19 protein-coding genes are annotated in these 26,491 nt (G+C 29.5%); 13 read left to right on the top strand and 6 right to left on the bottom strand.

Features of this window, described 5'->3' with window-relative positions:
• Positions 1 to 49: 49 nt before the first annotated feature.
• Both L3J35_00855 and L3J35_00850 read right to left on the bottom strand, forming a co-directional pair.
• Complete coding sequence (locus L3J35_00855) at positions 50 to 2,098, bottom strand: BatA domain-containing protein (protein MCF6364729.1); 2,049 nt, start codon at positions 2,096 to 2,098, stop codon at positions 50 to 52.
• Positions 2,099 to 2,154: 56 nt separating this feature from the next.
• Positions 2,155 to 4,590, bottom strand: coding sequence for a TonB-dependent receptor (locus L3J35_00850; protein ID MCF6364728.1), 2,436 nt, complete (start codon positions 4,588 to 4,590; stop codon positions 2,155 to 2,157).
• An 86-nt stretch (positions 4,591 to 4,676) separates the two neighbouring features.
• On the opposite strand from L3J35_00850, the gene L3J35_00845 reads away from it, so the two are divergent.
• From L3J35_00845 to L3J35_00790, 12 genes are all read left to right on the top strand, one after another.
• Positions 4,677 to 5,087, top strand: a complete 411-nt coding sequence (locus L3J35_00845; GenBank protein ID MCF6364727.1) for a secondary thiamine-phosphate synthase enzyme YjbQ — start codon at positions 4,677 to 4,679, stop codon at positions 5,085 to 5,087.
• A gap of 75 nt (positions 5,088 to 5,162) precedes the next feature.
• The gene (locus tag L3J35_00840; GenBank protein MCF6364726.1) at positions 5,163 to 6,434 is read left to right on the top strand and encodes a glycosyltransferase; all 1,272 of its coding nucleotides are present in this window, start codon (positions 5,163 to 5,165) and stop codon (positions 6,432 to 6,434) included.
• Between the two features lie 26 nt (positions 6,435 to 6,460).
• Positions 6,461 to 7,603: an acyl-CoA dehydrogenase family protein gene (locus tag L3J35_00835; GenBank protein ID MCF6364725.1), complete on the top strand. Its 1,143-nt coding sequence runs from the start codon at positions 6,461 to 6,463 to the stop codon at positions 7,601 to 7,603.
• Between the two features lie 57 nt (positions 7,604 to 7,660).
• Positions 7,661 to 8,059: a hemerythrin domain-containing protein gene (locus L3J35_00830; GenBank protein MCF6364724.1), complete on the top strand. Its 399-nt coding sequence runs from the start codon at positions 7,661 to 7,663 to the stop codon at positions 8,057 to 8,059.
• Between the two features lie 123 nt (positions 8,060 to 8,182).
• Positions 8,183 to 9,544: an exodeoxyribonuclease VII large subunit gene (xseA, locus tag L3J35_00825; GenBank protein MCF6364723.1), complete on the top strand. Its 1,362-nt coding sequence runs from the start codon at positions 8,183 to 8,185 to the stop codon at positions 9,542 to 9,544.
• Between the two features lie 39 nt (positions 9,545 to 9,583).
• On the top strand, positions 9,584 to 10,687 hold the full coding sequence (locus L3J35_00820) for an AI-2E family transporter (protein MCF6364722.1): 1,104 nt from the start codon (positions 9,584 to 9,586) through the stop codon (positions 10,685 to 10,687).
• Between the two features lie 20 nt (positions 10,688 to 10,707).
• Positions 10,708 to 13,035: a DUF2339 domain-containing protein gene (locus L3J35_00815; GenBank protein MCF6364721.1), complete on the top strand. Its 2,328-nt coding sequence runs from the start codon at positions 10,708 to 10,710 to the stop codon at positions 13,033 to 13,035.
• A gap of 42 nt (positions 13,036 to 13,077) precedes the next feature.
• A complete protein-coding gene (locus L3J35_00810) occupies positions 13,078 to 14,322 on the top strand; it encodes a hypothetical protein (GenBank protein MCF6364720.1) in 1,245 nt (414 codons plus the stop codon).
• A gap of 67 nt (positions 14,323 to 14,389) precedes the next feature.
• Positions 14,390 to 15,088, top strand: coding sequence for a hypothetical protein (locus L3J35_00805; GenBank protein MCF6364719.1), 699 nt, complete (start codon positions 14,390 to 14,392; stop codon positions 15,086 to 15,088).
• 51 nt (positions 15,089 to 15,139) lie between these two features.
• A complete protein-coding gene (locus tag L3J35_00800; protein ID MCF6364718.1) occupies positions 15,140 to 15,850 on the top strand; it encodes an outer membrane beta-barrel protein in 711 nt (236 codons plus the stop codon).
• Positions 15,851 to 15,938: 88 nt separating this feature from the next.
• A complete protein-coding gene (locus tag L3J35_00795) occupies positions 15,939 to 16,562 on the top strand; it encodes a hypothetical protein (GenBank protein MCF6364717.1) in 624 nt (207 codons plus the stop codon).
• A 94-nt stretch (positions 16,563 to 16,656) separates the two neighbouring features.
• Positions 16,657 to 21,825 (top strand): hypothetical protein, encoded by a 5,169-nt coding sequence (locus tag L3J35_00790; protein MCF6364716.1) that lies wholly within the window; start codon positions 16,657 to 16,659, stop codon positions 21,823 to 21,825.
• 31 nt (positions 21,826 to 21,856) lie between these two features.
• Here L3J35_00790 and L3J35_00785 read toward each other — a convergent pair whose 3' ends face one another.
• Genes L3J35_00785 through L3J35_00770 form a run of 4 tightly spaced genes read right to left on the bottom strand, consistent with a single transcriptional unit; the run spans position 21,857 to position 25,463 of the window.
• Entirely contained in the window at positions 21,857 to 22,600 is a 744-nt protein-coding gene (locus L3J35_00785) for a polyprenol monophosphomannose synthase (GenBank protein MCF6364715.1), read from the bottom strand.
• Between the two features lie 12 nt (positions 22,601 to 22,612).
• The gene (locus L3J35_00780; protein MCF6364714.1) at positions 22,613 to 23,620 is read right to left on the bottom strand and encodes a glycosyltransferase family 2 protein; all 1,008 of its coding nucleotides are present in this window, start codon (positions 23,618 to 23,620) and stop codon (positions 22,613 to 22,615) included.
• A gap of 12 nt (positions 23,621 to 23,632) precedes the next feature.
• Positions 23,633 to 25,024 carry a glycosyltransferase family 39 protein gene (locus L3J35_00775; GenBank protein ID MCF6364713.1) on the bottom strand — a complete coding sequence of 464 codons (1,392 nt, stop codon included), beginning with the start codon at positions 25,022 to 25,024 and terminating at the stop codon, positions 23,633 to 23,635.
• Positions 25,025 to 25,052: 28 nt separating this feature from the next.
• The gene (locus L3J35_00770; GenBank protein MCF6364712.1) at positions 25,053 to 25,463 is read right to left on the bottom strand and encodes an arsenate reductase ArsC; all 411 of its coding nucleotides are present in this window, start codon (positions 25,461 to 25,463) and stop codon (positions 25,053 to 25,055) included.
• Between the two features lie 266 nt (positions 25,464 to 25,729).
• Between L3J35_00770 and L3J35_00765 the strand changes: the two genes are divergently transcribed.
• Positions 25,730 to 26,491, top strand: a complete 762-nt coding sequence (locus L3J35_00765; protein MCF6364711.1) for an SDR family oxidoreductase — start codon at positions 25,730 to 25,732, stop codon at positions 26,489 to 26,491.

Genomic DNA, 26,491 nt, shown 5'->3' with positions numbered 1-26,491 from the left:
GATAATATTAATTCAAAGAAATTGCCGGTTTAAAATTTACCGGCTTTTCTTATTTTAACAATCGTATAATCAGTATTTCGGCAAGTAAAAAGAATAATGCAAAAATTAAAAACATTTTCCACAATTGCTTTCCTATGCTTTGCTCTTTAATTATTTCAGAAAAAAGTTCTTCATTTTCATCCGTTACGGAAAAACTTGATAAAGAATTTTCGTTAATTGCATTTTTTATTTCAGAACTTGTATAATATGCTAAATCTGACTCGGCTCTGTTGTAATTAAATGAAAGCCCTTTAATATCTTTATTGTCAGATGAAACTGTATAATGTCCTGCTTTTTGAATGCTGTTATTTAAAAATAATTTTATTTTTGAATTATCGGTTATGAAAACTTGAGGAATAATATCAAATGTTCTTTTTTTATTAATAATATGCAGGGCTTGTTCTTTATTTTCAAGTTGATTGTTAAATTTAACAACTTCGTCTTTACCTATCGTATAATAAATTTTATTGCTTGTGTTTTTATAAAAAGCCATATTATAAATCATAGGTGCCCAAATTGGATGAAATACCAAATTCCCCGCTTTTTTATCTGCTGTTTGTGAAAATACATAAACTTTTCCTGCACCGTATTCGGAAGAACTTATTAATTTATCGTTTTTTTCTGAGAAAAGTATTGTTTCCTCATCGGTAAATGTTTGTTTGCTGAATTTTACTCTTCTTAAAATGTAAGGTAAATCAAGATTTTTTTCTTTCTTTTTAAATACATTTCGGAATATATCGGCATTATAGTTAATACGTCCCGCATAAATTTTTGAAGTATCAATTCCCGTAATATAGTTAAGATTTAACTTGTTAAACAACTCATTGTAAGATTGTATGTCTGAGTTAATCCCCGGAAAAATAATGCATGTTCCTCCGTCGGATATGTACATGTATGTTGCTTGAATTAAATTCGGGGAAAGTTTATTTATTTCATCATTTATTACTACATCGTAGTTGTTTAATTTTTCAAAATCAGTTGTTTTTTCAGTTTTGTAAATAATTTTGACTTCAGGAATATCGGAAAAGACATCTTCTATATACTTATTCCTTGTTTTATTGCTGATAATCAATATATCAATTTGTTTTTCAATATTAAAATTAAAGAAAAAATTATTATCATAAGTAACAGGAAAATCAGTTATCTCAACTCTTCCGTTAATAATACCGGTTTTATTGTTTGTGAAACTTAATGTTTTTGTAATTGATTCATTCGGTTCAATATTATAACTTCCGGTTGCTTTTAATGTATCGTTTAAAAACAGGTTTAACGGCATCTCTTGAAAAGCTTCATCCGATTTATTAGTAATTTTTATATTTATTTCATCAGTTTGAAAAAGCGGTCTGCTTGGTGAATTGAACCATACCGAATCTATAAATAAATTGTTTGTGTTTTCGGTTTCTAAGGGAATAAAAACATAATTGATGTTGCTGTCATTTTGCAGTTTATTTATGTCTGTGCTTGTTTTCTGGAAGTCGGAAATTATATATGCTCTTTTTATATTTTCTTCAAAATCAGCATTAAAAAAGTCTGAGATTTTATTTGTAATATTGCTTATAGTTTTAACCGCAGGAGATATTTTTATGTCTTGAATAAATTCTTTTACTTGTTCTTTTGAAACAAAATGTTGGTGTTTTTGTTCGAAATCGTTTGTAATAAAATAGAAGTTTGTGTTTTCAGGATAAGCATCTGCAATTTGTAAAGCTTTCTTTTTTGCAATTTCTGATATTTTTCCGTATTTGCTTTCTGCTTCGGTGCTGAAAGAATTATCGATATATATTCCTATTTCATTTATTTGTGCAGATTTTTGCTGGCTTCCTGAAGGTATATAAGGTTGGGCAAAGGCAAAAACTAATGATATAATTGCTAAAATTCTCATTAACAAAACAAGCAAGTGTTTTAATGTAGATTTTGATTTAGTTTCTTGTTTAATATCTTTTAAAAATTGGACATTGCTGAAAAAAACAGTTTTATATGTTCGAAAATTAAACAGATGTATAATAATCGGAATAAGAACGGCAAAAAGTGCAAATAAAAATGTCGGATACAGAAAGTTCATAAATATTCAATAAATCAAAAAACCAAAAATAGAAAAAAAAATGAAGCCTTGTATAATTAAATTCTTAATGTAAACTTCAAATTGAATCTTCTTCCCGTAAGTTTAACAGGAACAGGATAACTGTTATTTACATTATTTGCGGCAACTGATGTATTCGGCACAACATGTATCCACCGATATGATATTGTATTTTGAATGTCCAGCATATTAAATATTTCAACAGTTAACCATAAAGATTTAATATTTTTTAAGAATTTGTTTGTATAAATTTTATCTTCTTTTATCAGAACAGCTGATGCTCCTAAATCAACTCTGTGATAAGGTGCAGATCTTGATATGGCTTTTCTTTCAATATTTTTCGGAAAACCAAAGGGAAAAGAAGAACCGTAAACAAGGTTCAGATGAGCTTTAAAATTTTCATTGCCGGGAACATAATCTTGGATAAATAAATTTGCGGTAAATCTTTGGTCTGTCGGTCTGGGAATGTAATATAATGTATCTGCTCCGTTTGAAACTGTATTTACCATTTCTTCGGTTTTTAAAACTGACATACTGAACCAAGAATCAAGACCGGGAACAAAATCGCCCATAAGTTTTGTGTCGATTCCGGCTACATAACCGGAAGTTCTAACATCTGCATAATATCTTACCCTCACATTATCCATTTCAAACGGAATGATATTTTTAAGGTCTTTATAATATATTTCGGTAAATAATTTCATGTTTCTGCCCAATGCCTTAAATTTGAAATTATATCCGAATACATAATGAACCGATTTTTGGGCACTTTTATCTTTAACAACTTGTCCGCTAAAATCACGAATTTCTTTATAAAAAACAGGTTGATTAAATATACCCGATGAAAATCGAAAAACATGTTTGTTTTTATTAAATGATTTTGCCGCAACTGCAATTCTGGGGCTTAATAAAAATTCTTCTGAAAATGTGCTGTAATTTGCTCTTATTCCTCCTACAAATTCGTATTGAAAACGAAAAGATTCAAAATTTAATTTGTCTTGAATGTAAGCTGTAAATCTTTGGTTGATAATTTCATTTTCAGCTTTTATATTTTCAGAAACTAAAAGATTGTCAGAATTAACAGGCATTGAATAACTTGCAGAGTCTTCCAAGTTCCATTCATCAATTTTATCATTGATGTTTTCATATTTATAAATTAAACCCCAGTTAAAATAATGCTTTTCTGTTTTGTAATATCCGGTTTGCATTGTGCTGAAACTCAATATATTCAGGTAGTTTCTTGCATGCCTCATGTATGCACCGTTTCCGAGGTTTAAAATGCTGTCACCTGCTGTTTCTGAACCTATATCTTTATTCAGTTCATTTAAACTGTAAAAACCTATAATGTCAAAAGTCTCAGATTCGTAGGCATTGAATCCTGAAAAACTTAATGTAAAATTTAAATCTTTATGAGGATGGTAATTAACCGATATTGCCTCAGTATTAGAAAAAAATCTGTCACTTTCTTGCCCGAAATATGATATATATAACGATTTTAAACTTTGAATTGAACCAAAATTAGTTGTTCCGCTTGTAGGTATAAAGTGAAAATTATTATCCGAAATATTTGCTAAAAAGTTTATACTGAATTTTGAGTTAAAGTAATAAGTCCAAAATGTTTGAAAATCTATAAAGTTCGGATTATATTCGCCTTCGGTTTCCAAGGTGTTAAGCATATACCTTGTTGTTTTGTACCTAAAACCGCTTATATGACTGAATTTTTTATTTTTTGAAATATCTTGGTAATGAGCTGATGCTCCCAGTAAGCTTATTGAAGTTGTAAATTCTCTTTTTTTTGCTTGTTTATATGTGATGTCAAGCACAGACGACATTTTGCCTCCGTATTTAGATTCAAACCCGCCTGATGAAAACTTTGCATCACTTACTAATTTCGGATTAATGAAACTTAAACCTTCTTGTTGTCCCGATCTAACTAATTGAGGTCTGTATATCTCAATTCCGTTAACATAAACCAGGTTTTCGTCAAAACTTCCTCCTCTTACTGAATATTTTGAACTTAATTCATTTCTTGAGCCTGTAACTCCCATTCCTATTTTGGAGAGAATACTTTCAATTCCTCCGGAAACGGAAGGCAAAATATCTGCTATTTTAGAATCTACGGTAACAATCCCCGAAGCATTTATTTTCTCGGCTTCAATAATAACAACACCTATTTGGTCAGAAGTTCCTAATTTAATATTAATAACAATTTGATTGTCATTTTTCGGAATATTAACAATAATCGGTTCAAAATCCGGTTGTTTAAAATATAATTTATTATATGAAGAAGGAATGTCTATTGAATATTCACCGGAAGCATTCGAATAAGTTTCATATTTATTATCTTCAGTAAAAATACTTATAAAAGGTAAAATTTTATTATTCTCGTCTGTAACTATTCCTTTAATATTGATTGTCTGTGCATTTACAAAAATCGGCAATAAAAAAAGTAACAGAAAACTGAATTTCTTCATCAAAAATTTCAAATTAAATTTGGTTTTTGTATTAAACTGTTATAATTTTAAAATATTGCAAAAATAATGTTAAAAACTGATATATTTTGATTCAACAGAAAGAAATTATTTTAGACAGGTATAAAAGAGGTTTTCATTTAATAACTCATATTATTGAAAAGGAACTTCACAATTTTTCAGGTAACGGTTTATTGAATGTTTTCATTAAACATACATCAGCAGGTTTAATGCTTAATGAAAATGCTGATCCGTCTGTTCGTGTTGATTTTGAGAATATCTTGAACAGAATGATTCCTGAGAACGAAGATTATTACACACATATTTTTGAAGGTTCGGATGATATGCCGTCTCATGTAAAATCAGCATTAACAGGTAGTTCTGTTACAATTCCGATTACCGACGGACAATTAAATTTAGGAACTTGGCAAGGAATTTATTTATGTGAATTCAGAAACAGGGGAGGAAACAGAAAATTAGTTATTACAATTTATTCGTAGTTATTTATTTAATAAATTATGCTTGCATAATAAATCTTTTTTTTTAATTTAGCATTGCTTATCAAAACAGTTGACATGTATTTACAACAAATAATTAAACAATTTGAGGATAAAGAACCGATTCTGAATCCTGATTTAACCAATGAAAATCATCTGATTAAGATTCAAGAGCTTGCTGATAATTTGTACAGCGAAACAAAAATTATTGAAGAAATTAAAGCTTTAGAGGAAGAAATGATAAAGGAAAAAAATGCTTATTCATTAATTTCTCATTCTGCAATAAAAATTACCAAGTCTAAACAAATTCTTTCCGAGACAAAAGATAAAATCCATCTTACAATTATTTTTGCAGTTTATAAAGAACACTACAGAATTCTTACAAAAGAAGAACATGAACACGGCGAAGATTTTTTGATGAGAAAAATCAAGCAAATGGAAGATTTAACCGGAGATTTTGAGAATATTTCATGGGATATGATTATTGTTGATGACGGTTGCCCTGAAAACAGCGGTAAAATTGCCGAAAAAATTTTAAAAGACAGATATAAAGGAAATAATGTTGAAGTTTTATATTTACAAGATGCCATTAACAGCAAAAATCCTGTCGTAAAAAATATAAAAACAACCGATGACAGCAGAAAAGGAGGCTCCGTTGAATACGGAATGTGGTATGCTGCAAATAAAAATATTAAAAATCATATTATTATTTATACCGATGCCGATTTATCAACACATTTAGGGCAATGCGGTTTGTTAGTTGACGGAATTGTTAACGATAAAAAGAACGTTGCAATTGCATCTCGAAGAGAACCTGAATCAGTAGTCTTAAAAACAGGCAACCGAAATGTAAGAGGAAAATTGTTTATTTATTTTTGGAAACGAATGCTTCGCAGATTAAATTATATTGTAGATACACAATGTGGTTTTAAAGCATTCAAAGCAGAAATTGTAAACAAAATTATTTTAGATACAATAGAAAAGAAATTTGCATTTGACATAGAACTTCTGTTAAAAACAGATATTTTAAAACGAGAGTCCATTAAAAAAGTTCCTATTGCATGGATTGACAGTGCAAAAGAATCAACAACAACAGATTTACAACCTTACTTAGATATGTTAAAAGCAATTACAAAAATGTATCATAAATATGTTACTGCAAATGCAGGATCACATTTGTACGCTTATTTTGTAAAATCTCTGACAGAAGAGCAATGGAATATACTGGAAAATCATGTTCCGGAAGGAATTCAAATTAAATCACCGGTTCATTACGACATTTATTCAGAAACAACAGTAGATGATTTTAAAAAAATAATTGAACGATATTCAAAAACCGAAAATAAATAATTATCAAATAAAATAGATATAAAACTATGGTAGATTTTTCATTAACAAAAGAACAACAAGAATTAATAGAAAAGCATAAAGATTTTGCCGAAAGAGTAATAGTGCCGGTAAGAGCAAAATATGATGTGTCCGGAGAATTTCCTTGGGAAGTAGTGAAAAAGGCTTATGATGAAGGATTAATAAATTCACAAATCTCGAAAGAATTCGGCGGAGAAGGACTGAATATTTTTGATGCTTCATTAGGTTCGGAAGAATTAGGAGCAGTATGTGCAGGGATCGGAATAAGTATTGATGCAAATATGCTCGCATTAACTCCGTGGGTAGTTTCGGCAAATGACGAACAACTCAAAAGATTTATGGGTCGTTTAAATGAAGAAAAAGGAGCAGCAGCTTATTGCTTGACAGAACCGAATGCAGGCTCGGATGTTGCCGGAATAAAATCTAACGCAATAAAAAAAGGAGATAAATATATTCTTAACGGACATAAGCGTTTCATTACCAACGGAGAAGCAGCCACATACTTAACCGTATTTGCTCAAGCCGATCCCGAAAGAGGAGCAAGAAGTTTATCATGTTTTGTAGTTCCTACAGATTTACCCGGAGTTGAAATATTACCTCGTTTAGACAAAATGGGACAAAGAGGTTCCGTGCAAAACGAAATTAAATTTCATAATGTTGAAGTTCCGGTTGAAAATCTTATAGGAAGAGAAGGAGAAGGTTTTCTTATAGGAATGAAAACTTTTGACAGAACAAGAACCGGTGTTGCTGCCTTAAGTGTAGGAATTGCCAGATCTGCTTATGAAATCTCAAAAGAATGGGCAAAAAACAGAATCCAGTTCGGAAAACCCGTAACGGCAAACCAAGGTGTATCATTTATGCTTGCTGAAATGGCTACAAAAGTTGAACTTGCAAGATTAATGACATGGAAAGCTGCTTGGTATTACGAGCAAGGCTTAAAAACTCCGGGAACTTATTCGGCAATGGCAAAATATTTTGCTTCAGATGTTGCAATGGAAGTTACAACGGATGCTGTTCAGGTTATGGGCGGCGACGGTTATTCAAGGGAATTCGGTGTTGAAAAAATGATGCGTGATGCAAAATTATGTCAAATATATGAAGGAACAAACCAAGTGCAACGTTTGGTAATTTCTAAGGGCATATTAAAGTAATTTTATATCAATTGTCTTTATTAAAATTCAGTATAAATACTATATAGTTGTTAATTTATGTCTGATTTAATTACAATATTAGTTGAAGAACACAATTCATTAAAATTGTTATTGTCAGAGGTTTACGATTATATTTCTTCCGAGAAGAAAAAAATTGAGTTTGTTAAAAAACTAAAAACAATTCTTGTTGCACATATTGATAAAGAAGATAAAGAATTGTATCCTTTTTTGAATAAAGAAGCAGAAACAGATGAAAGTTTAAAAAGAAAATTAGCATCCTTTGCAAAAGATTGGAAAGAAATATCAATTTTTGCAAATAATTATTTTGAGAGATATTGCGAAAATAATTTTGATGCGAATTTTACTGCTGATACCGCAAAGCTATTATCAACATTAAGGCAACGAATGATTAAAGAGGAAGTAAGTTTGTTCAGCGAATACAGAAAAAGGATGTAGAATTAAAGCCGGTTTAAACCGGCTTTTTTTAATAATAACCTGTTTGCCGCATATAAAATATAAATTGCTTGTATAAAGAACAAATATACTTAATTTTGCTGTATAACTCGTAAAAATAATACATTGAGCAACAATATTACATTATCGGAATTAAACCGAAGAATTAGCCAAAACATCAAAGAAAATTTTTCCGACAGATTTTTTATTGTTGCCGAAATAAGCGAATTAAACGAAAGCAGAGGGCATGCCTATCTTGAATTGGTCGAAAAAGATGAAGAGGAAGTTCTGAGAGCAAAAGCAAGAGCTACTATTTGGGCAAGAACATACAGAATGCTGAAACCTTATTTTGAAACATCAACAGGGCATAAATTTGAAGCCGGTTTAAAAGTATTAATTGTTGTTACTGTTGAATTTCATGAAGTTTACGGTTTTAGCCTTAACATAAAAGACATTGACCCCAATTATACGGTCGGAGATATTGAACGAAAACGACTTTTAATTATAAAAAAGTTAGAGGAAGAAGGTGTTATTAATATGAATAAGGAATTGGAGTTCCCGGTTGTTCCTCAAAAAATTGCCGTAATTTCTTCAGAAACAGCTGCCGGTTACGGAGATTTTATTGACCAATTAGAAAACAATGATTACGGTTTTAAATATTATACAAAATTATTTCCTGCGGCCATGCAAGGAGAAGAAACCGAGAATTCAATAATTAAAGCCCTTGATAAAATTTATGATTTTGATGATATTTTTGATATTGTCGTAATTATAAGAGGCGGGGGCTCAAAATCTGATTTAAGTTGGTTTGATTCTTATCAACTTGCATTAAATATTTCTCAATTTTCATTGCCGGTTTTAACCGGAATAGGACATGACAGAGATGAAACCATAACAGATTTGGTTGCTCATATAAGTTTAAAAACACCTACAGCAGTTGCCGGTTTTATTATTGATGCAACAGTTGAATTTTACAATTACATTAATCAACTTGCTGAGGATTTTTCTCACAGAATTAAAGAAATTATATCTGAAAATAAGAGCGAGTTAGAATATTTAATTTCAAATTTCAAACCTACCGTTAAAGAAATACTTTTGAAGAAAGATGCTGAATTGAATCTTAAAAAAACCGATTTGAAGAATTTGACAAAAATAATTATTCAAAATAAGAACCATATATTATTGCAATATCCGTTAAGTTTAAAAAATATCATTGAAACCGGCATTAATAACAAAAAACAAAAGGTTGAAATGTTGCGAATGAATTTTAGGAATGCTTCTAAAAATAATATTATTAAAGAAAAACATAAGTTGAAGGTGTTTGAGCAAAAAAATAAATATTTAAACCCTTCAGGAATATTAAAAAGAGGCTACAGTATAACATCTGTAAACGGGAAACTTATTAAATCTGTAAAAGATGTAAAAAAAGGTGATTTAGCAGAAACAAAAATGATTGACGGTAATTTTAAATCAAAAGTTGAAAATTAATTAGTAATTTTGAAATTTTAGCAGTAAAACAAAACTCTGATGAGACGATATCCGATTTTAGTAAGACTTACAGTAATTCTGTTATTTACTATTCTTCTAATATATTCATTAATAGCAGCTAAGCACATACTTTATCCTTTAGCATTATCTGCATTATTTTCTTATTTATTATACCCTATTGCATCTTTTTTAGAAAACAAAGCAAGATTTCCGCGTTTTTTAGCCGTTTTAATCTCAGTTTTAATATTTCTGGCAGTAATTACCGGTGCAATAAACTTGTTAATTAACCAAATTCAAAAATTTGCACAAGACGATACAATAAAAGAACAAGCAATTGAAAACTTTTTAGCAATTCAGTCTTTTATTGAAGGAAAATACCAAGTTGCAACAGATGATCAAAATACTTGGATTCTTGAAAGCATCAGAAACTTCTTTGAAACCGGCGGGCAAGTAAAAAGTATAATAATGAAAGCTGCCGGCACAATTGAAGCAATGTTATTTATTCCTATTTTTACTTTTTTTATGCTTTTTTTCAGAGACAGAGCCGAACGTTTTGCTCATAAATTAGCTCAAAAAAGACATTCGGAATTAGCAGAAAAACTGATAAAACAAATTTCAAAAGTTACCATTAAATACGTTACGGGAGTTACAACCGTTGTTATTATCCTTGCAATTGTTCATTCAACAGCTCTCTCAATAATAGGGATAAAATATGCAGTAGTTCTCGGTATTATTACTGCGTGTTTTTCATTTATTCCGTATTTCGGTACAATCGTAAGCGGTATTTTACCTTTGCTTTTTACATTAGTTGCACAAGATAATCCATATTTGGCATTAGCCGTTGCTATTTATTACAGTATTATTTCATTAATTGACCATAACATTTTAACCCCGAGCATTGTCGGCGGAAAAGTTCATTTAAATCCGTTTATCACAATTTTGAGCATAATAATAGGTGCAACAATATGGGGAATACCGGGAATGATTATTGTAGTTCCGTTTATGGCTGTATTAAAAATAGTTTGTGATAATGTTGAAAGCCTTAAACCATTCGGTTATATATTAGGTGTAGATAAACATGGTTTGTCAATTAAAAAAATTACAAGCTTTTTTATCGGAAAAAAAGAAAAAAAGAAAATTTGAATAAAGTTAGAGCATAGAAAATGTCAATTGTCGTAATTATAGTTTCTGTTATTGTATTATTAGTTTTACTGTTGGTATTTACTTTCGGGTTTTTTATGGGCTTAAGTCGTAAAAAGAAAGATTTAAAATTAATTGAAAAAGAACAGAAAATTCAAAAAGAAACACAAAAAAGTATTATTCAACATTTTCTTTATGAAAACAAAGAAGTTGAAGAAGAATACAATGATGAATCTGATATTTTTCCCGTAAAAATTATTAACAGAGGTTATAGAAGATTAAAGAAATTTCTGAAATTTAAAAGACTAATTACGGAAATAAAAGAGCTCGATACAGTTCGTTATATAAGGAAGTATTTTTTAAGTTATATAGGAATTGCAGTTTTAGTATTCGGGTTCGGATATTTTGTTAAATACGCAGTTAATTCGGCATATATTAATATTGCCGGCAGATTTTTTATTGCTGTAATTATCAGCTCAGCACTTATAGTTTTATCGCATTTCATAAGAAAGAGGTATAAAACATTCAGTTCTATTCTTATGGGAGGTGCTTTCGGTTCTTTGTATATTACTTTTACAATTTCTTTTTACAATTACAACATCTTTTCCACACTGCAAGTTTTCTCAATTTATTTTTTGCTGACATTATTTTCCGTAAGCATCTCTTTGTTTTATAACAGGTTTGAATTATTGCTTTTAGCGGTAGTTGCAGGTTTTGCAGCTCCTTTTATTGCCGGAATAGATTACAATAACTTTATTGTAATATTAATTTATATTTTACTGTTAGATGTTGCAAGTTTAATAATCGCATTTTTTAATAAAAACATACTTACAAGGTTCATTCCTGCTGTTTTCAGCGGTGTTTATTTGATACTTTGGGTGTATAAATCTTTTCAGGCAAGTTTTTTTGAAGAATTTGCCGTAGGATTTATTATCTCTATTTTTATTTATATTGTACTGACAATAACCACAATAGCATACAGTATAAAAAAAAGTGTGCAAAATTTTATTCCGATAGAACTATCATTACCTCTGGTGGTTAATCTTATTTTCTATTCGGTAGGAATGTACATGATGAATGTTCTTAACCCTGAATATAAGGGTGTTTTTACGGCATTTATTGCAGTTATCAATATATTATTCTTAATATTTGTTTTAATTGTAAAGAATAAAGTTTCTAAAAGTTTAATATACCTGTTCGGTATAATAAGTTTGTTATTTATAACGCTTATACCTCCGGTTCAACTTGTGGGAAAAACAATGACCATAGTTTGGGCTGTCGAAACAGTTCTGTTGCTTTGGTTTTCGATGAAACTGAATATTAAAATGTTGAAATTTGCATCAATGTTTTTAATTTTTGGCTTAATTACAAGTTTTATTTTCGATGTTGTTGAAAATTATTTGGCAATTTCCCATAATGCACCCGAAAAAGCACTGCTGTTAAATAAAAGTTTTATATCAGGTATAATGACAAGCCTTGGCTTAGGTATTAATTTTATAATTTTAAGCAGGTCAAAAGATAAATTCTTAATAAAACCCGTAAAAATGAGTTTTTTTCGGTTCTTTATTTTTATTGTTGCCGTAGGTGCGTTTTATGTATCCGTTAATACAGAGATTCTTTACAGACTGACCAGAATGGTGCAAGATGCAAATTTATTAAATATGTATATGGGTATTTATAATTTTGCATTTATTCTTTTGGCAGTAGTTGTTATTATTTTTATTAAAAATAAAACAGTTAAAATAATTAGTGCAATAATTGCATTGCTTTCAGTTGCATTTTATTTTAGTGTGTATCTGTACGAGATAATTAAAGTAAGAGAGCATTTATTGATGAATGTTTCAATTTCAATGAATCAATTTATTATGCATACAATTCTTATAGCATCTTTACTTTTTATTCTTTATTTTTCATATATTAACGTAAAAAATATAAGTGAAAGAATGCAAAATATTTTCCAATGGCTTGTGTCACTGTTGTTTATTGCTGTTCTGAGCACTGAAATTGATCATTTGTCTGTTATTTACAATAATCATATAGGAACACCTGTAAGCTCAATAATAAATAATGCACATTACTTTTATTATTCGTTATTTTGGATGTTTTCCGCATTAGCTGTTTCAGTTGCATCTTTGATTTTTAAAGATAAAAAATTAATAAGAATTTCAATGTTTATTGCGGTTGTTACGGGTTTAAAAATATTTATTTATGATTATACGAATATTGATAACGGACAAAGAACGGTAAGCTTAATTTTTGTCGGATTTATACTTTTATTTATTGCTTTTGTAAGGCAAAGATTATTTGAGAAAAAAGAAATTAATAAACACTTGCTTAATGAAAATTTATAACATTATTATTTTTTGTAGTCAAAAAGATTTAAATATTATCAGATGAAGAAATTTATTACAACTTTAATATTATTTTTTACAATTTTTACCGCTGTTGCACAAGATTATAGTTGGAAAGCAGAAATCGGAGACGTGAAAAAAGCAGGATATTATAAAATTTTTTTAAGTCCGGATATTACATCTCAATTAAATCACTCATTCCCCGACATCAGAGTTCTCGATTCCGAAAAAAGTGAAATTCAATACATTCTGAAAAAAGAAAAAACAGTATTTGACAGAAAGAAAAGAACCGAACTGAAAATTCTGAAAAATAAATACAAAAAATATAAACATTATACCGAAGTTCAAATTGAAAATAAAGGAAAAGAAAACATTTCAAATCTTACTTTTAAAATAGTAAACACGCATAATCCTATTTTCTTAAAACTATACGGAAGCGAAGATTTAAACACTTGGTTTGTTATAAAAGATAATTTTCCGGCTGTTCCTGAAATTACTCATGCTGATTCTACTGAAATTAAAATAATGGATTTGCCTGAAAGTCAATTTAATTACTACAAAATATTATTTTATGATTATGATGATAAACCGATTGAACTTTCAAATATTTATTTTCATGATTTAACAAATATCAGAGCAGAATATATACAGTTGAACTCTCCTAAAATTACACAAAAAGATACTTTGAATAAAAGCATTATTACGCTTGAATTTCAAAAACCTGAATTTATAGATATGATTTCTTTCGGAATAAAAGGACCTGAGTTTTATTTGCGAAAAGTTTTTATGAGCAAGAAAGATACTTCATCTGTTCCGTATTCAGGTGAAGATTTTTACGACCAATTTAATAAAGAATTTTATATAGGTTCCCTTAAAAGTAACAGAGTTTTACTTTGGGATTATAAAGCAAAAAAAATTGAATTTATTGTTGATAATAAAGATAACCAACCTTTAACTTTTTATAAAGCAAATTCATACCAATTAAAAAACTATCTTATTACATATTTGAGTCCCGATGAAGAATACAGCATAATATACGGAAGCAAAACAGCAAACTTTCCCAGTTATGATTTACCCTATTTTAAAGATACTATTCCGGATATTCTTCCGGAAACTCCTGTTTATAATATTAAGAAAATTCCGGGTACAGCAAATGAAATTAATACAATCTGGGACTTTCCTGTTCAATATTTATGGTATTCAATAGGTTTTATAGGAATAGTTTTGTTGTTAATCAGTTTGAAATTGTTACGAGAGAAATTTGGTAAAACAAAAAAAACAGAATAACTTTATCAGTTATAAAAAATTGTTTCTGAGATTCTGAAACAAAATAAATAATTAAAAATATAAGATTATGAAAAAAATAGTTCTTTTATCAGTGTTTTTATATGCGATTTCATTTTTTGCAAGTTCGCAAATATACAGCATAAGCGACGGAACCGGTGTCGTAAATGATATGGCAAGACCGTGTATAAGCATTACATTTGAACCGAGTGCAAAAGATGCCGCAAAAGCTTGGAAAGATTTTTTAAAAAAGAAATATGATTTTAAGTTGAAAAGTGATAAAAAAGATGATTTGAAAGCCGAAGAAGCTATGTTTCCCGCAGTTACATCACGAACCATGGACTTTTTTACAAAATTTGAAAAAAATAAAGACGATAATACAACTACAATGAATGTTTTTATTTCATACGGTTACGACATATTTTTAAATAAAGCCGATAATCCGAGCGAACATTCTGCCTTAATGACAATTATGAAAGAATTTTCCTTAGAGTTTCTAAGAGAACATTATAATAAAGGATTGGAAGAATTAAATGCAGCACTTGCTAAAATTGAAAAAAACAAAAGCAAAACAATTAGCGAAAATGAAAACTTAGCAAATACTATTGAAAAAAACAAACAAACAATTATTGATTTAACGAAGGAAAACGAAGAAAAAACTGCCTTAATTGAAACAAACAAAAAAACAATTGAAACTCTTAAAGAAGATGTTATAAAAAAGAAAGAAGAAATTCAAAAAATGAATAATGTAATAAACGGTATAAAATAAAATACTTATATTTGCTAATTAACTTTTTATAAAATTCTAAATTTTAAAAATATGAAAAAACTATTATTTTTATTTGTGCTTGCTGTTTTTGCTTTCTCAAGTGCAAATGCACAAAAAGGATTGTCATTCGGACTAAGAGCAATACCTGTAATTAACTGGACAACAGTAACTGATAATGACTCTGTCAATTCTTATGATACCGACGGAGCAAAAATGGGAATAGGATTCGGACCCTCTGTTCGTTATAAATTTTCCGATAATTTTAATGTTGATATTTCGGGTATATTTTCTTGGGAGAAATTCGGATTAACTCAAAAAAATGATGAATTTAACCCTACTCCGATTATCAGCGTTGAAAATAATATTAAATATCAAAACCTATATTTACCTTTAAATTTTAACGGACAATTTGACGTAGGAGGTGATTTTCAAGCATTAATTAATTTCGGTGTAGCACCTGCAATAAAATTGTCTTCGACGAGACAAGTTACAGATTTACAACATCCGAATGACCCTAATTTTAATGTTACTGACTATAAACCTTTTAAATCGTTAACATTTATTGATTTCTATTTAACCGCAGGTGCAGGTGTTGTTTATAATATTGAGGATAACTTGCATTTGTCGTTAACAATTCAATATAATAACGGACTGTTAGACGGCTGGTTAGACAATAAAGTTGAAACCCCTGACATTATTCAAGATCTTACATTAAAGCATAAAAACGTTGCTTTCAGTTTCGGGTTTTATATAGATTTATAGTATTTAGAAGATTAATAAAAAACGCTTTCACATTTCGGAAGCGTTTTTTTATTCTTGATTTTTCCGGTATCTTTATAAAAAAATGATTATGAAGTATTATATTGTATTTCTTCTCATCCCGTTTTCTGTACTTTCAAATGCACAATCTGATGAAGAAAAATTTGAATTAATTAATAAGTCTGATAATAAGGCAGAACTAATATTTGACAACAAATTACCCGGAGGAATTATGTTTCGTGCTGATTTATTCAGGAATTGGCAAATATATAAAGAAGAAAATGCCATAATTTTACATTTTCCGATTAAAAAAAGACTTGCAAACCGGATTTACATATTTTCTGATTCTGTTATTGTTAAAAAGAAGGAAAATGTCTTAAAAAGATATACAGACACGTTAAAAACAATCGGATACAGAACTAATGTTATGTATTTTGAAAACGACTCAGGGTATATGGATGCAAAAGAAATTTTTGATACAACTGAATATATTTTTAATAATGTAAAAGCAGAAGTTATTCAGCAAGGTACAAGATGCAATGATACCGGAAATAACAGCGTTAAACTAATATACAAAAGCGGAACCGTCCTCTTTAATAATATGAATAATATAAAAATATTTGAAACTGATATTAATAAAGACGGAAAAAATGAAATATATATCATTAATTTTTCATGTTGCGACGGCAAACTGAAAATATATAAAATTGAATAGTACTCTTGTTTTACATCAATAATAATAACTTAAAACTCAATAAATTAATTTAAAATTTGTATAATTGCATACAGAATTGATTTTTTGAAAACTTATGAGTAAACCAAAAAAATTCGGTGCATTCGCAGGCGTATTTACCCCTTCCGTATTAACAATTCTCGGAGTTATTATGTATATGCGACTCGGCTGGGTTGTCGGAAATGCAGGTTTAATTACGGCATTAATTATTATAGTAATCTCGCATGTAATTTCTTTAACAACAGGACTCAGTATATCCTCTGTTGCAACAGATAAAAAAATTAAAACCGGGGGAATTTATTATATTTTATCCAGAAGCCTTGGCTTTCCGATGGGCGGAGCAATCGGTATTGCACTGTTTATCGGTACTGCTCTCGGAATATCTTTATACCTTGTAGGTTTTGCCGAAAGTTTATTAGCCGTAAAAGAAGTCAGCAAATTTTTAAATTTAAATCCTGAAGATACAAACAGTTTACGAATTATTGCTTCCGCTTCACTACTTTTGCTTGTTACAATTGCATTTATCAGCACATCATTAGCAATAAAATCTCAATATTTTATTCTCGGTGCAATAGCACTTTCTTTAATCTCAATTGCAATAGGTTTTTTTACGAAAACAGAATTTGCTCCCGATTCAATCTCTTTCTCTCCGCCAAAAGACGGTGTCAGTATGCAAGTTGTTTTCGGTGTATTCTTTCCGGCAGTAACAGGTTTTACCGCAGGTGTTGCCATGTCGGGCGATTTAAAAGATCCTAAAAAAGGAATACCGGTCGGTACAATGTCTGCAATAATAGTCGGATTTGTAATTTATATTTTACTTGCTGTTTCATTTGCCGTTTTTGTAAACAGCGATTTATTGATGAACGATTACAATTTCTTATTAAAAATTGCATATTTTTCTCCTCTTGTCCTTGCCGGAATTTGGGGAGCAACTCTTTCATCAGCATTAGGAGGTATTCTCGGAGGTCCCAGAATTTTGCAGGCAATTTCAAAAGATAAAATAACACCCAAAATATTTGCAAAAGGTTACGGGGCATCAAACGAGCCACGTAATGCCCTGATATTCATATTTTTAATTGCAGAGGGAGGAATACTTATAGGAGATTTGAATGTAATTGCAGGTGTTGTTTCAATGTTTTATTTGGCTTCTTACGGTTTTATAAATTTAGCTTTCTTCTTAGAAAATTGGGCAAGCACAGATTTCCGCCCCAGCTTTAAAGTAAAAGGTGTTATCGGACTAATCGGATTTATTGCAAGTTTTGCAGTAATGGCACAACTCGGTATGCTTTCAATGATTGCATCATTAGTAATTATGTTCGGCTTGTTTGCATGGCTTAACCGAAAACAATTAAAATCAGAATCCGGAGATGTTTGGCAATCGGTATGGTTATCAGTTGTAAGAAAAGCATTACACAGTTTAGATAAAAAAACTTTAGAATACAGAAATTGGCAACCGAATATAATTCTTTTCAGCGGCGGAAAAGGGCAAAGACCGTATTTAATGGAATTCGGAAAAAATTTAGTAGGAAAATACGGTTTACTTTCAAATTTTGATTTGCATGAATCTGAAAATAAAAAGTATCTTTTCCCTAAACATTTACAAGCACAGTTTGATGACGAAATTGAAGGAAAAGGAATTTTTACCAGAAGACAAACCTGCAGTGATATTTATTCCGGAATAGAAACAATTATAAGTACTTACGGATTCTCAGGTATTGAGCCGAATACCGTGTTAATGGGCTGGATGAGGCAAAGTAAAAACCCTGTTCGGTTTTCTCAAATGATTAGTCGAATTCAAGAACTTGATGTAAATATTTTGCTTGTAGATTATGATAAAAGATACGGGTACGGAAACCATAAAACCATTGATATTTGGTGGAGAGGCTCAGGAAATAACGGAAATTTAGCGTTGAATTTGGTTAAATTTTTATGGGCTTCGGAAGATTGGGCAGGTGCAAAACTTCGCTTATTGGTCGGAAATCCGATTAATGAAAAGGCGGCAAAAATAAGAAAGCATGCCGAGCAGGTTCTCAGCAATATGAGAATTGAAGCTGAAATAAAAATAATTAATAATCAAATTGAACAAAAGTCTTTTTATGAACTAATAAGAACGGAATCTTTAAAAACTGACTTAATTATACTCGGAATGCCCGAAGTAAAAGAAGGCAAAGAGAAAGAATTTGTAGAGCAAACAAATAAGTTGATGCTTGACATAGGAACTGTGGTATTAATTAAAGCATCATCACAATTTAAAGACCAAAATATAGGCATAAAAAGAGAAAAAGAAAATACAGGAATTGACTTATTAAACAATAATAAGGCACAAAAAAAACTGCTGTTGCCTGAAAATCCGATTGCAAGTGAGAAAGTTGCATTATTAAGCAAAAAACTTACAACTTTAAATAATGATGTTTTTGAAGAACAAAAGAAATTAATTTTTGAAAGACATAATAGGCTGACTGACAGCATAATTGAAGAGACAAAGGTTTTAACAGATGATAAACTGAAGAACCTTTTCAAAAATGATGCTTCTGTATTTGAGAAGAAGTTGGTTGCTGCAACAGATATGTTTTTGAAAAAAACTCAGAACTTTGTTAAGCTCTATTCCTCGGTTAAAGATGAAGTTGAAAGTTCCGAAAGTTCATATCAAAAACTTATTAACGGAACAGAGCAAGTTTTGCAAAATATTCCTGAAACTTATATATACACTTATTCGGAAGATGATTTGAAATATAATGAAAACGACAGCGAAGAAATTAAGCAATTTAAGAAAAAGAAAAGACAGCAATTAAAACGAAGTTCAAAACCGGTTCAATATAAAGTTAAGTACAAAAAAATAGTTGACGGTTATTTACCCGGCAATTATTTGTCTTTACATTATTCGGCAGATGAAAAAACGGGTACAATTACAATTCAAATAATTATTGAAACACAGAAATTTATTAAGGCGGTAAGAAACAGCCTACTAAAACTTCAAACTTATGCAAGAGAAAACACTTTAAGTGAGGAATTAGTTCAAAAAGAAATCCTGACTATAAACTCCGGAATTGAAGAAATAAATAAAATAAAGCTTGAGTCGGAATCATACATATACAACTTTATTCAAAACGGAACAACAGAAATAATTAACAAGATTAGTGAAGATTTAATCGGTTTTAATTCAAACAGCAAAATAAAATCAGATTTTTCAAGAAAGAAAATTGAAGATTTGAAAGAAAACTTGAAAAACAGCACAGAATTTTTGTTGCGAAATGAAGAATTGTTACACAACCATCGGAATTTAGAATTAAATTTAATCGATTTTGAAAACAAGTTATATCGTATTTCAAGAAAATCCCTTGCGTCTGTTGAAGAATTTATTACCGCACAAGTATTATCAAAAATACAAAATACAAAATCATATTTGTTATCATATATAAAGAAAATTGAAAAAGACCCAAAGGCAGAATTTGTATTTGAAAAATTTTCTGAAATAGATTCAAAAGAAGAAATATTCAAAAACTTCAAGCAAATATTTGATTCAAAATTGGAAAAATTAAAATATTTGGCTGATAAATTTCCTGAAAAAGTAAGATTGCTCAGCAATGAATCTTTTAACGACATTATTGAAAATCAATTTAATGAACTCGAAACCGTAGAACTTTTTGCTTCCGCATTAATTAATTATATTATCCATACTGAGTTTAATACACCTCTATTGGCTATGGCGGAAGAACTTCCTGAGGATATTGTAAGTTTAGAAAATTCAAGCCGAAATATTCTCAGAATAATACTTTTCAGCTTTTTTGATTCAGACGGAAAAATTATTAACAAAGAAGAAAACTCAGCAAAAAAAATTATTGCTTTTATTAAGGAAAAAATACAAGAACTTGATAAACTTGAAAAAGAAACAAAATTAAAAATCCAAAATATTAACAGAAGTATTGATGAGCGTTTAAGCGAAATTTCTAATAAATTAACGGTTTATTCTTTAATTAAGCAATCCGGTACAATTAAAAGATTTTCAAGTTCAAAATCGAAAAAAACAGGAAAACTAAGAAATAAATTAAAAGCTGCAAAAATTGCAACAGGCAAGCAAATTAATCAAATTTGGTACAGGCACAGCGATGCAATTATTTTTAAGAAAAAATTGTTGAACGGAAAATCTGAAACAGAATCAAATGTAAATAAATCATTAAATTTTATTGAAAATGTTTCTGTGAAAAACGAGGTTTTGAATAAATTACCGTTTTATTATCAGCAATTATTCTTAAGACTAAATAATTACAACAAAGATTTTTTTACCGGAAGAATAAAAGAACTGCAAGAAGTTGAAAAAGCAATAAAACGTTATAAGTCTTCATTCAACGGTGCAATTTTAATTACGGGAGAGCAATATTCCGGAAAAACATTTTTAACACAATATGCTATTAATAAATTTTTGCCAAAATCCCCGGTTTATACTATAAAACCTCCGGTTGAAGGTTCTGTAAGTATAAAAACATTTAAAACAAAATTAGCCCTTGCATTTGACGCTAAAGGTTCGTATGAACATAAATTTACAAAAATACAAACCGGAAGTGTTATTGTTTTTGACGAAATTGAACTTTGGTGGGAAAAATCAAGCGAAGGTTTTGATGTTATTAAAGAAATTATAAACTTAATTGAAGAATACGGTCACAAATTTTTATTTATTCTGAATATTAACTCGTTTGCATATAAACTTATTAAGCAAATAGAAAATATTGAGAATTTGTTCTTAAATATTATTGAATGTAAACCGTTTAATGCCAAACAATTAAAAGATGCCGTTTTGTTCAGGCATAATTCAGGCTCAATTCAATTTAAGTTGAAAAACAGAATGCAGGAAGATATGAGGCAATCTGATTATGCTAAATTATTTGCTAAATATTTTAATCTCACAAAAGGTAATATCGGTTCAACTTTATTTTCTTGGACAGCAAATATAGAAGACTATAAAAATAACATCCTTCAAATTAAAACAGTGAGATTTGAGAATAAAGATTTTTTAAATGATTTTGACAATGATATTTATTTATTATTTATTCAATTTATGCTTCATAAACGATTAACTGTCCCTAAATTAGCAAGAGTAATGATGACAGATGAGATTGCTGCGGAAAAACAAATTTCATTTCTGAAACGTTCCGGAATAGTTACGGAAGAAGCAAAAGGCATATTTGAAATCAATAAATTCCTGTACATCCATATCAAACAAAAGTTAGAAGAATTGGAGATGATATAATGTTTGAATTTTTAACTGCCGGAAGTAAAATTTAATCTGTTTTTATTCGTTTTTTAATTTTTCCTGAATTTAATCGCATTTTAAAAACGCCCCAAAGAGCTTCACTGAAAATTCCTCCGCTCATTTTAGAGCTTCCTTCTGTTCTGTCGGTAAAAATAATAGGAACTTCGGTAACTTTGTATCTTAACTTTACAGAACGATATTTCATTTCAATTTGAAACCCGTAACCTTTCATTTTAATGTCATCAATACCAATATTTTCCAGAACTTCTTTTTTATAACAAACAAAACCGGCTGTTGTGTCTTTTATTTTCATTCCCGTAATAATTCTGACATACATTGAAGCATAATACGACATTAAAATACGTCCGAGAGGCCAGTTAACAACACTGATGCCTCTAATATATCTTGAACCGACTGCTACGTCGAATCCTTTATTCTTGCAAGCATCATATAAGTTAAGTAAATCGTGGGGAGGATGTGAAAAATCTGCATCCATTTCAAAAATAAAATCATATCCTTTTTCAATTGCCCAATGAAATGCCGTTATATAAGCAGTTCCTAAACCGAGTTTTCCTTCTCTTTCAATTATAAATAACCTGTCGGAGAATTCTTTTTGTAGAGCTTTTACAATATCAGCAGTTCCGTCAGGCGAACCGTCATCAACAATTAAAATATGAAATATTTTTTCAAAAGAAAATACTTTTCTGATAATATTTTCAATATTTTCTTTCTCGTTATAGGTTGGTATTATTACAATACTGTCAGACACAATTTAGGGTTTAATTTAAAAATCTAATTTATTAAATGTTTTTTTCTTTTTTATAAAGTAATCAAAAACGATACTCCGTTTATAAATTTCTTTATGTTTTTTATTCGTATTCTTTTCTCTCTTCTTTAAAGTTGCTCTAATTTTACCGTAAAAACTGAAATGTGCTTTTATTACCGCAAAAAAGAAACCAAATTTCAAGCCTACAAGATAAATAAATCCTGATAAACCGTCAAGTATTAAACGAGAAAAAATAATCGGCAATATTTTCCTTTTCGGTAAATTTTTCAATAATAACAACAAATTATTTCTGTAATTCAGAAATATTTTATGTGGATTATTATTAGACAAGGTTCCTCCTCCGACATGATAAACAACACTTTCGGGATTTACAATAATTTTATATCCTTTATTTTTTAATCGCCAACACAAATCAATTTCTTCCATGTGGGCAAAGAAATCATTATCTAAACCTCCGGTTTCAATAAATAATTTTGCTCTTACAAACATTGCCGCACCGCTTGCCCAAAAAATTTCAGAAGTTTTATCATATTGCCCGGTATCTTCTTCAATTGTTCCGATTATTCTGCCTCTGCAAAACGGATAACCGTATTTGTCGATAAAACCGCCTGATGCCCCGGCATATTCAAAACTGCATTGTTTTTCATAAGATCTGATTTTCGGCATTGCAGCAGCAATCGTATCATCATTATCCATCATTTTAATAATCGGCTCTATCCAATTCTTTGTAACTTCAAGGTCTGAGTTTAGTAATACAAAATATTCAGCATCAATTTGTTCCAAAGCTTTATTATAACCACCGGTAAATCCGTAATTCTTATCAAACAAAATTAATTGAATTTCCGAATATGAATTTTGCACAAAAGAAACTGAATTGTCTGTTGAACCGTTATCTGCAACAATAATAGTGATATCTTCACCTTGTGAATATTTTACAACAGAAGGTAAAAACTTTTCTAAATATTTTTTACCGTTCCAGTTAAGTATTACAATGGCTATTTTTATTTTTTCCACTTATTACTTTTTATAAAGCGTAAATCTTTGCAAGTCAATATCAATTTTTTGAAAAGCAGAATCAGATAAACAGTGTTTTTCACTTAAAAAGTAATCACTTTCTGTTTTATTTGAAATACTTATTTTCCCGTATCTTTGCAAATAAGCATGTAAAGACCAATTTGAATATGTTTCTTTGCAAATCAAAATATTTTCATGTTCAGGAACAACCTTAACAATTTTATAAACATCGTGTAAAACCTCAAAATCTCTACCCGGTTTGCCTGCAAATATAAAAACCATAACAATACTTACAACTAACAATCCGTAAGAAAAAGGTAAAAAGAATCTTTTCTTAAAAAATGAAACAAAATTCGGATAAATAGTTATTAAATTTTCCAAAAAATAACCGATTGATAATGCTAAAAAAGGTAAAGCCGGAACAATATAGAAATTCCGTTGTTTTAAACTTATCATAATCGGAAGAATAGCTGACAGAGCAATCAGAAAAAAGAAAAGACTATTTTTTAAGACTAATTTATTAATCTTAATTTTTATCTTTTTAATTTTTGAAATAATTAACAAACTTGTTATTAAAACAACCGGTACAATCATTTCTTTTAACATACTTCCCAGTATAAAGAATCTACTGTTTACGGTTCTTGCATTTTGAATGCTTCCGATTACTTGTTCGTTAAAATATTGGAACAAACTATTTTTTGCTTCTTCAGAAAAAACAAACATAAAAAACACAGGTAAAATGGTAAACAATATCAACAAAATAGAGTCGACAAACATTCTTTTAAAAGTAATCCTTTTGAAAACAGCCCAATAAAAGAAAATCATTGCCCAAATAAATAATGCAGGAAATCCTTTGCTCAAAAAAGCGGCAAAAAGAAAAACTCCGGAAAGAAAAATCATTTTTATCCTATTCTTCTCAAAACTTTTTATAAGAAAAAATGCTGAAAACAAAATAAAAACAGTCATCGTATTTTCTAACATATTATTTGCATAAGTCCAGCTTACTAACGGGAAAGACAACCATACAAAAAGACTGATAATTGTAACATTATTTACTTTCTTCTTTGAGAATTCCTTCTGTATTAATACAATAGCAAGGATTGCAAAAAACCCGGTTAATAAAGAATAAAATCTTTCTACAAAAATACTGTCACCAAAAAGCTGAAAACCTATTGAATTTAAATACAATGCAAGAGGTGGATGCCCTTTAAAGTTTGTCATTAATGTGTCAGAGAAATACATTTGCCAAAATGTTCCCTTCCCTTCTGCCAAATTCCGTGAAATAACAGAATAAATTGCTCCGTCCATAAACATTCCGTCTGTGAATACAGCCGGAGTCAGAATCCCGATAAATAATGCGATAAAAATTAAATATTTAGGCTTAATCTTATTCATCCTGATTTTTAGACTTTTTTGTAAGAAATTAAATATTTTCATTAAAAGCATTAAATTCGATTATTATTTCATCTCTAATCCTTCTGTATTCCGATAATATTTCTTGTTCGGTTCCGGTTGCCTCATAAGGGTCTTCAAATCCTATATGCAATCTGTGTTTTACATCTCCGGTAAAAACCGGGCAAATTTCTTTTGCATTATCACACACGGTTATAACATAATCAAAACTTTCATTAATGAAATTTTCGGTGCTTTTCGGATAATTGTTGCGGATGTCAATATTAATTTCTTTCAAAACTTTAACAGCATAAGGGCTTACCTGTTCTGCAGGTTTTGTTCCGGCAGAATAAACCTCAAATTCTTTATTAAAAGACTTCAGAATACCTTCTGCCATTTGGCTGCGACAAGAATTCCCTGTACAGAGGATTAAAATTTTCACATTTTTATAATTTATTTTATAATTTTACAAAGATAGTTTTTTCGTTTTAATATTTAAATGCATCTTTACAAATGAGTACTTTCGTTATTCAACTTTTTCTGTTAGTTTTTTATATTTATAGTATGAAAGAACTCAAAAAAACTAATTTTGAGAAAATAAACAAAGATTACTGTAAACTTCAAATTTTTAACTGAAGGAATTGTATATTATGAAGCAATGATTGTCAGGAATTTGTTAATTGAAAAAAATACACTAAATAAAAACACATGAAAACAGTATTAATAACCGGAGCATCAAGCGGAATAGGAAAAGAAACAGCTTACGTATTTGCTGAAAATAAATACAACTTAGTTCTTGCGGCAAGACGAAAAGAAAACCTTGAAGTAATTAAAAAAGAAATAGAAGAAAAACAAAATGTAAAAGTTGATATTTTTGATATTGATTTATCTAAAACAGATAGTGCAGAACAGCTTTACAATCAAGTAAAAGCAGCGAATATACCGGTTGATGTTCTTATAAACAATGCCGGTTTCGGAATAAACGGGTTTTTTAAAGATATTGATATCAGCAAAGAAGAAAGTATGTTAATTTTGAACATTATAACTTTAACAAAGTTAACGAAGTTGTTTGTAAAAGATATGGTAAAAAATAAAAACGGACATATTATAAACATTGCATCAACAGCAGCATTTCAAGGAGTACCTAAATTTGCAACTTATGCTGCAAGCAAAGCTTATGTATTACATTTCTCAGAAGCAATTGCAAATGAACTGAAAAACGACAATGTAAAAGTAACGGTTATAAACCCCGGAGCAACAAAATCAGAATTTGCAGATACTGCCGGATTTAAAGGAGATGTTTTTTCAAAAGCTCCTACATCAAGAGATTTGGCAGAATTTATATTTTTATCTATGAAAAAAGGAAAAGTATCGGCAATTCACGGTTTTAAAAATAAAATGCTGGCATTTTCAACCAGAATGACACCCAGACAACTTTTAACAACCATTGCCGGAAAAATGATGGAATAA

The organism is Bacteroidales bacterium, assembly GCA_021648725.1.
Lineage (GTDB): Bacteria > Bacteroidota > Bacteroidia > Bacteroidales > JAADGE01 > JAADGE01.
This window is presented reverse-complemented; position numbering and strand designations above follow the sequence as displayed.